Here is an 8,579-nt window from a genome sequence, read left to right on the forward strand (position 1 = left end):
GTTCCATATGAGTCTTTCTAATGATGGTTTGCTTGCTTTTCATTATAGGTCATATGGGACTTTTTGATACTCAAAAGGCCCTATAATCTCTATGGTGGAGTTACCCACTACAGAAATTATAGAGCCCAAATATCTAACAGAAAAACGGTTTTCTCCTTCATTCGCCTTAACTCTACGCTCTTCATTCATCTTCACAAGGATTATTTTAGTAATCTCTTTAAATGATTGATCACTTCTTATTAACGCCTTCTTCTCAATAGTATTTTTCGAAGCATTTATAAGTTTATATAATTCATCAGGTTCAGCAAGGGTCAGAAGAACGCTCTTTACTTCATTTAATTGAATTTCTGTAAATGATCTTTTTTTAGTTGAGTTAACTCTCTTCAACAATTGTGCTTTTGTAGGAATAGATTCTTCCTGCTCTCCAGTAAAGGTATTTGTAGTAATCACGCTAATACCATTTGTCACACAACTCATAGTTGCTGGCGGTGTACTAATTAGTTTTGCGTAACTTGATGCTTGTAAGATATCAGTTTGTTTTACTGGGTGACTAGGACGTTTAATATCAATGACAAGTTCAACACGTCCATCTAACATAATTTCAATGTCTGAATAGACTGTTGTTTTTTTTGAGCCAATTATGACCTCCATAGGTGATTCAAAATTCATTTCAGATTCGGTATATCCTAATTCTTTTAAATAAGGAAGAATTACCTTAATTTTTAGATCCTCCTCTGTTCTTATACTTGAATTAAACTGTTTGAAGTTTTCACTTATATATCTTTTTAATGTCATATTGTATTCCTTGCTAAAATCTTCTTCAAAAATTAGTAAAACAATTATACCATAATTAAAACTAGTTATTAACACATAAATATGTAGTTAATAAATTTCACAACCCAAGAAAAATGTATTCGGATGGAATAGGGAGTTGTTTTGAATTTTTCAATAAATTATTTGACTACTTGACAACTCATCTTTCTAGTATTGATTCTATCATAGGTTCTATACCAATTGACTTTAACTCTTCAATTTTATCTTGTGCATGAAATCTCCCGCCAATATAAGCGACATAGTGCAAAATCTTAGCCGCTGTTTCGTTAACAATATATGAAAAATCTCCCTTCAATACTCTGTAAGATAAAACTGCAAAAGAATCCCCATCTTCAAATCTTCTTAAATGACTTTCATAATTTGAATAAATTAACTGAATTATATGATTAGCATGTAGATCATCAATTTTCATAAATTGTATCAAGCTATCAACGAATACACTTCCTTTACTAATGCAATTTTTACATATCGCATCACCTTGTAATTCGTAAATATATGCTTCTACTTCTGAATCAAAAATCCTATTTGATATTTTTAACCACATATTCTCTTCATATTTTTGATTATTTCTTATTTTCAACCATTGATTCAAAGCTTCCAACATCTCATTTGTATTTTGATACCTAAATTCTGGGCTTATATTAGTGGCCTTATCACAAACTGAACGAAGATAATGATTATAGTCAGTAGGAGTTCCTGTCATAATAAAATTTATTATTCGCCCTAGTGAATAAACATCGCTACGCTTGTCTGCATCCTTTAGTAGTGTGAGTTGCTCAGGAGCACAATAAAAAAGTTGACCAAAGGAAGCTGTATCCATCGTTTGGTGGGACGTTAATGTATTTAAATTTTTACCCAATCCAAAATCTGCTATTTTAATTATTCCTTTAACTTTAAAAATGTTGGTAGGGCTTAAATCTCTATGAAGATAACCATTGTCATGAACTAAAGACATAGTGTACAATATTTGACGAATAATATTCAACTTTGAATCATTAGTGAGCTCACTACTAGTAATAAATTCATACAGAGTCATTTCAGCTCTTTCCATAGTATAAGAGCAGTTTCCCTCGTTAAAGTCATAAACCTCTATTACATTGCCAAATTCTGAGCAAGACTTTGTTATTTCAAACTCCCTCTTCAATCTACTTCGAAGCGATTGTATCTTCACGGATTCATCGTTTAATTTTTTTAACACTAATCCTGTAGATTTTTGTAAATAGATGTTAGCGAAGCCGCCTTTCCCAATCTCAACCAAATCTTGATCAATCTCAACAAGATGGAAGCGATTGTCTTTCCTAGTAAGTATCAGCGAGTACACTGAACATATTTTATTTAGCTCTACTCTAACTTTTTCTTGATGAACCAAAGCATCAACTTCACTTGTTTTAAGCTCAGTTAATATATAATTTTTACTAAGTATGAGATTTATAAAAGAGTCCAGCTTATTGCTATTGTTTAGTTCAACTAATTTATCACAAACATATCTCCATCGAGTATTGAACCCTCGACTGTATTCATCATGGTAATTGAAATAATTATTAAAGAATGAAACTAACTGTGGACCTGATTTATATAGAAATAGTTCTTTTTCATCCCCGCAAAATATCTTTGATAATGTCTCTAAAAATTCCAGGTTTAATGACATATTCCCTCCATTGAATATATTGTTGCAAAGATCCTTGTTAAGTAATTATAACACGAAAAAAACCAATATATGGAGACCGTAATAAAAGTTAAACTAATAAAAGTTTATAGTTCAATATTCGCAAAATTTCATCTGTAGTATCCTATTAATTACCTTCTTATATAAAAGAACCTAGAAAAATAGCAATATCTCCCAAAATCCTTTATAATATAAAGTAATTGAAAAAATGTACTTTTGAAAGTGCTAAACTTCATCAAATTGTGGATGATAAATGTACTTTTCAAAAGAGATACAAAGAATAAAATAAACTAATCATTATGAACAATAAACACCCCTATTCAAAAGTACAAAATAAAAATAAAGTACACTTTTCAATTCATGTACTTTATGCTTCTATATCAGTATTATCAAGGGTTTAGACTATGTTAGGTCAATTGTTCATAAATTTTTAGTTTTAATAGATACGATATGTATGAAAGGTATTTTATGAAACGTGAACGTTTACTTGAAAAAATTGAAGACTTAAAACTGATGATGCCTTGGTACGTCAGTGATTATTATCAATCCAAACTAGCTGTTCCATATAGTTTTACAACTCTATATGAATATTTAAAAGAATATCGCCGTTTTTTTGAATGGTTAATCGAAACTGATTTGGTTCGAACAAATCAAATTTCGGATATTCCGTTAGAAACTTTGGAGCATTTGACAAAAAAAGATATGGAGGCATTTATCCTCTATCTACGTGAACGTCCTCTATTAAATGCGAATACGACTCAAAATGGTGTTTCTCAAACGACCATTAATCGTACCCTATCCGCGTTATCCAGTCTATATAAATACTTGACTGAAGAGGTTGAAAATGATCAAGGTGAGCCTTACTTTTATCGTAATGTCATGAAAAAAGTATCAACTAAGAAAAAGAAAGAAACCTTGGCAGCAAGGGCTGAAAATATCAAGCAAAAACTGTTTTTAGGCGATGAAACCATGGCATTTTTAGAGTATATTGCTAACGACTACGAACACAAACTCTCTAGCCGTGCTCTGTCATCATTCCAAAAAAATAAGGAACGTGACCTTGCGATATTGGCACTACTTCTTGCTTCAGGTGTGCGGTTGTCTGAAGCCGTTAACCTTGATATCAAAGATGTCAATCTCAAGATGATGCTGATAGAGGTCATACGTAAAGGGGGAAAGCGAGACTCTGTCAATGTTGCAGGATTTGCAAAACCTTATTTAGAAAACTACCTCGCTATTCGCAAACAACGTTACAAGGCTGAAAAAAACGATATTGCTTTTTTCCTCACCCTTTATCGAGGTCAACCGAATCGTATAGATGCTTCCAGTATCGAAAAAATGGTTGCAAAGTATTCAGAAGATTTTAAAATTCGTGTCACTCCACATAAACTACGTCACACCTTGGCTACACGATTGTATGATGCAACAAAATCTCAGGTCTTGGTCAGCCATCAACTCGGTCATGCTAATACGCAGGTTACTGACCTCTACACCCATATTGTCAACGATGAGCAAAAAAATGCCTTAGATAAGCTATAATATTATCAATGAATAGTTTTACATAATTTAAAATACGTTAAGTTAATTGCATATAAAATAGACCAGTCGTAATAAAACTGGTCTATTTTATATGTGTTCAATTCTTATTTTCTCTTTTTAGCTTTTTTAAGCTTATTAGCCTGACGTTTCATGGCATGCTTCATGGCAAATTCACCAATTTTTCCTTTTAAACCGCCACCGAGCATCTGACTCATATCAGGCATGCCACCATTCATCAAACCATCAAGAGCTGACATATCCATACCTGATAAGTCTGGCATTCCAGGCATATTCGGCATGTTTTTAGGCAGATTATTTGGATTAAGCCCCATTTGTTTCATCATTTGGCTCATATCTCCTGACATAACACCTTGCATGACTGCTTTGGCTTGGTTGAAGTCCTTAATAAACTTATTAACCTCAACAAAACTATTACCTGAACCGTTTGCAATACGACGTCTGCGGCTTGGGCTTAGGATATCTGGGTTTTCACGCTCTTCAGGAGTCATTGAAGAGACAATTGCACGTTTGCGTGCAATCTCTTTCTCATCAACTTTAAGATTAGCTAAGGCAGGATTACCCGACATACCTGGTAACATCTTCAATAGCTCTTCCATTGGTCCCATGCTTTGCACTTGATCAAGCTGATTAATAAAGTCATTAAAATCAAAGGTGTTTTCACGCATTTTTTCAGCGAGCTCTAACGATTTTTTCTCGTCGTACTCTTGAGATGCACGTTCGATGAGAGTAAGGAGGTCACCCATACCTAAGATGCGGCTTGCCATACGGTCTGGGTGGAAGGTCTCAATATCTGTAATTTTCTCACCCGTTCCTGTAAACTTAATCGGCTGACCTGTGATTTGGCGAACAGATAGAGCTGCACCACCACGAGTATCACCATCAATCTTGGTTAGAACAACACCTGTGATTGAAAGTTGCTCATTAAATTCACGTGCAACGTTGGCAGCTTCTTGACCAATCATGCTATCAACAACAAGGAGAATCTCATCAGGTTGTGCTAGAGCTTTGACCTCACGCAATTCTGCCATGAGAGCTTCATCAATTTGCAGACGACCTGCTGTATCAATCAGAACATAGTCGTTATGATTTTCCTTAGCTTTGGCTAAACCAGCTGAAACAATCTCCAAAGCAGAGTGGTCAGTTCCCATGTCAAAGACAGGGACACCAATCTGTTCACCCAGTGTTTTTAATTGATCAATAGCTGCTGGACGATAGATATCCGCTGCAATCATCAATGGGCGTGCTTTTTGTTCTTTGATTAACTTATTTGCCAATTTTCCTGCGAATGTCGTCTTACCAGCACCTTGCAGACCAACCATCATGATAATGGTTGGGATCTTAGCTGATTGATTTAATTCAGCAGTTTCAGCCCCCAAAACTGATGTCAATTCTTCATTGACAATTTTAACAATTTGTTGGCTTGGATTAAGGGTGTCAATCACCTCATGTCCAATGGCGCGCTCACGCACCCGTTTGATAAATTCCTTCACAACAGGTAGGGCAACGTCTGCCTCTAAAAGTGCCAAACGAATTTCTTTTGTTACCTCTTGAACATCTTTTTCATTCAGTTTCTTTTTACCACGGATGTTTTTAAAGACGTTCTGCAAACGCTCCGTTAAACTTTCAAATGCCATTTCTAACTCCTTCTTCTTAATCTCTATTATCAATACTTGTTAAAGTAGCCAATTGCTCTTGCAAATAAGTATCATCTGCGTAACGCTCCGCTAAATCATCAAAAATCTGACTACGTACAATATAATCCGAGTACATGTGTAGTTTACGTTCATATTCCTCTAAGATTTTTTCGGTCCGCTTGATGTTATCATATACAGCCTGTCTGCTGACCTGAAATTCCTCAGCAATCTCTGCCAAGCTATAATCATCAGCGTAATAGAGCTCAATATAATTCATTTGCTTATCTGTCAGTAGCGCCGCATAAAATTCAAAGAGCGCATTCATTCGATTGGTTTTTTCAATTTCCATACCATTTATTATATCAAAAACTATGCTGATTTGATAGAGTAAGTCCCATCAAATTCCCTACTTATTCTCCAAATAAAACTCAAAACGGTCACCGACATACTGGCTTCGCACATATTCAAAGGGTTGACCATTCGTCAAATAGGAAATCTGTGTCAATGCCAGAATGGCATGACCACGATGAACATCAAGATAATTGGCTACTTTTTCACTAGCGACCTTAGCATAAATGGTTTGTTTACTCTTACCAATTTCATAACCATAAGCTGTCAAGGTCTTAAAGAAATGCTCAATCACTTCATTACGATCAAAGTCTTCAATTAGCTTTTCAGGAATGCTAGCGACTTCAAATACCAAAGGGACATGATCAGCATAGCGGATACGCTCCATACGCACAACATACTCATTAGCCCTTAAATCTAAGAATTGCATTTCTGTTTTACTAGCCAGTTTTCTCTGATATGAAATCAGCTTTGAGGAAGGTTTCTTACCTTGTGCATGGACAATATCTGTAAAACTCGTTGTCCCTTGCATTTTTTCTTGGACACGTTGGCTCGCAACATAAGTGCCGCTACCCACTCTACGCTCCAGTACGCCTTCTTCTACCAATAGGGTAACTGCCTGTCGTAAGGTCATTCGACTCACTGAAAACTGTTCTGCTAAGTCTCGTTCACTAGGTAGTCTGTCGCCAATCTTCCAAATACCAGTTTCGATATCTTTTTTGATACTATCATGTATGCTAATGTAAGCAGGCTGCATCTGATAACTCCTTGATCTATTAACTATACCAATTTTATCAAAAAAGTCATTATCATGCAAAACATCTTATTATATTAAGGTCATCTTATCAAAATATCAACTAGACCTTTAGACTATTTCAGAGAGACTTTTAAGTATTTTAAGAAAAAATATCAGCTAAATTTATCAAAATATGATAGAATAGGATTGAAACTGTCACAATCGTGACAAAGTTAGAAAGGATTCCCATGACTGATCTTAATGACATTCAAAAAATTATTGTCTTAGACTACGGTAGCCAGTATAATCAGCTGATTTCACGCCGTATTCGTGAATTTGGTGTGTTCTCTGAACTGAAGAGCCATCGTATCTCTGCCCAAGAGGTTAAAGAGATTAACCCTGTTGGTATTGTCCTATCAGGTGGACCAAACTCTGTTTATGAGGAAGGATCTTTTGATATCGATCCTGAGATTTTTGAGCTTGATATTCCTATCCTTGGTATCTGTTACGGCATGCAGCTGATTACCCATAAACTAGGTGGTAAGGTAGTGCCTGCTGGTGATGCTGGTAATCGTGAATATGGGCAATCACCACTAAGTTTAAAAGCCGAATCAGAACTCTTTGCAAGCACACCTGATGAGCAATTAGTGTTGATGAGTCATGGTGACGCTGTTACTGAAATTCCAGATAATTTCCATCTTGTCGCAGAATCAGCTGACTGCCCTTATGCTGCTATCGAAGATAGTAAACGTCGTATTTACGGTATTCAATTCCACCCAGAAGTTCGCCACTCTGTTTACGGTAATGATATCCTCCGTAACTTCGCCATCAATATCTGTGGTGCAAAAGGCGACTGGACAATGGATAACTTCATCGAAACAGAAATTCAAAAAATCCGTGAAACCGTTGGAGATAAAAAAGTCCTTCTCGGTCTTTCAGGTGGTGTTGATTCTTCTGTCGTTGGTGTCCTCTTACAACGTGCTATCGGTGATCAACTTACTTGTATCTTTGTGGACCACGGACTTCTTCGTAAAAACGAAGGTGATCAAGTTATGGAAATGCTTGGTGGTAAATTTGGGCTCAATATCATCCGTGTCGATGCTTCAAAACGTTTCCTAGACCTTCTTGCTGGTGTTGAAGACCCTGAGAAAAAACGTAAAATCATTGGTAATGAATTTGTCTATGTCTTCGATGATGAAGCTAGTAAATTAAAAGACGTTGATTTCTTGGCACAAGGTACTTTATACACAGATATTATCGAATCTGGTACTGAAACTGCTCAAACCATCAAATCACACCATAACGTTGGTGGTCTGCCTGAAGATATGCAGTTTAAATTGATTGAGCCATTGAATACCTTATTTAAAGATGAGGTTCGTGCACTTGGTACGGCTCTTGGTATGCCTGACGAAGTCGTATGGCGTCAACCGTTCCCTGGACCTGGATTAGCGATTCGTGTCATGGGTGAAATCACCGAAGAAAAACTCAAAACTGTTCGTGAATCTGACGCGATTTTACGTGAAGAAATCGCTAAAGCAGGACTTGACCGTGATGTTTGGCAATACTTTACGGTCAATACTGGTGTTCGTTCTGTTGGTGTTATGGGAGACGGTCGTACTTACGACTATACCATTGCTATTCGTGCTATCACTTCTATAGATGGCATGACAGCCGACTTCGCCAAACTTCCTTGGGAAGTGCTCCAAAAAATTTCAACACGTATCGTCAATGAAGTTGACCATGTCAACCGTATCGTCTACGATATCACAAGCAAACCACCAGCAACTGTTGAGTGGGAATA

7 protein-coding genes are annotated in these 8,579 nt (G+C 36.2%); 2 read left to right on the plus strand and 5 right to left on the minus strand.

Features of this window, described 5'->3' with window-relative positions:
• Positions 1-42 precede the first annotated feature (42 nt).
• Both ACVRZH_RS09515 and ACVRZH_RS09520 read right to left on the minus strand, forming a co-directional pair.
• Positions 43-795: a type I restriction enzyme HsdR N-terminal domain-containing protein gene (locus tag ACVRZH_RS09515; RefSeq protein ID WP_447455050.1), complete on the minus strand. Its 753-nt coding sequence runs from the start codon at positions 793-795 to the stop codon at positions 43-45.
• A gap of 178 nt (positions 796-973) precedes the next feature.
• The gene (locus ACVRZH_RS09520) at positions 974-2,482 is read right to left on the minus strand and encodes a serine/threonine-protein kinase (protein WP_447455051.1); all 1,509 of its coding nucleotides are present in this window, start codon (positions 2,480-2,482) and stop codon (positions 974-976) included.
• A gap of 486 nt (positions 2,483-2,968) precedes the next feature.
• Here ACVRZH_RS09520 and xerS point away from each other — a divergent pair, with 486 nt between their 5' ends.
• Positions 2,969-4,039 (plus strand): tyrosine recombinase XerS, encoded by a 1,071-nt coding sequence (xerS, locus tag ACVRZH_RS09525; protein ID WP_447455052.1) that lies wholly within the window; start codon positions 2,969-2,971, stop codon positions 4,037-4,039.
• A gap of 104 nt (positions 4,040-4,143) precedes the next feature.
• Here xerS and ffh read toward each other — a convergent pair whose 3' ends face one another.
• From ffh to ACVRZH_RS09540, 3 genes are read right to left on the minus strand one after another with little or no spacing between them, the layout of a single operon-like run.
• Positions 4,144-5,694 carry a signal recognition particle protein gene (ffh, locus tag ACVRZH_RS09530; RefSeq protein ID WP_447455053.1) on the minus strand — a complete coding sequence of 517 codons (1,551 nt, stop codon included), beginning with the start codon at positions 5,692-5,694 and terminating at the stop codon, positions 4,144-4,146.
• A 16-nt stretch (positions 5,695-5,710) separates the two neighbouring features.
• Positions 5,711-6,043, minus strand: coding sequence for a putative DNA-binding protein (locus tag ACVRZH_RS09535; protein WP_447455054.1), 333 nt, complete (start codon positions 6,041-6,043; stop codon positions 5,711-5,713).
• Positions 6,044-6,100: 57 nt separating this feature from the next.
• On the minus strand, positions 6,101-6,799 hold the full coding sequence (locus tag ACVRZH_RS09540) for a GntR family transcriptional regulator (RefSeq protein WP_447455055.1): 699 nt from the start codon (positions 6,797-6,799) through the stop codon (positions 6,101-6,103).
• 227 nt (positions 6,800-7,026) lie between these two features.
• Between ACVRZH_RS09540 and guaA the strand changes: the two genes are divergently transcribed.
• Positions 7,027-8,579 (plus strand): glutamine-hydrolyzing GMP synthase (gene guaA, locus ACVRZH_RS09545; protein ID WP_447455056.1); only part of this gene is annotated, 1,553 nt, incomplete at its 3' end.

The organism is Streptococcus fryi (assembly GCF_053206505.1).

Coding starts and splice junctions, on each gene's coding strand:
- ACVRZH_RS09515 (WP_447455050.1), bottom strand. CDS start 795: ATGACATTAAAAAGATATATAAGTGAAAACTTCAAACAGTTTAATTCA.
- ACVRZH_RS09520 (WP_447455051.1), bottom strand. CDS start 2,482: ATGTCATTAAACCTGGAATTTTTAGAGACATTATCAAAGATATTTTGC.
- xerS (WP_447455052.1), top strand. CDS start 2,969: ATGAAACGTGAACGTTTACTTGAAAAAATTGAAGACTTAAAACTGATG.
- ffh (WP_447455053.1), bottom strand. CDS start 5,694: ATGGCATTTGAAAGTTTAACGGAGCGTTTGCAGAACGTCTTTAAAAAC.
- ACVRZH_RS09535 (WP_447455054.1), bottom strand. CDS start 6,043: ATGGAAATTGAAAAAACCAATCGAATGAATGCGCTCTTTGAATTTTAT.
- ACVRZH_RS09540 (WP_447455055.1), bottom strand. CDS start 6,799: ATGCAGCCTGCTTACATTAGCATACATGATAGTATCAAAAAAGATATC.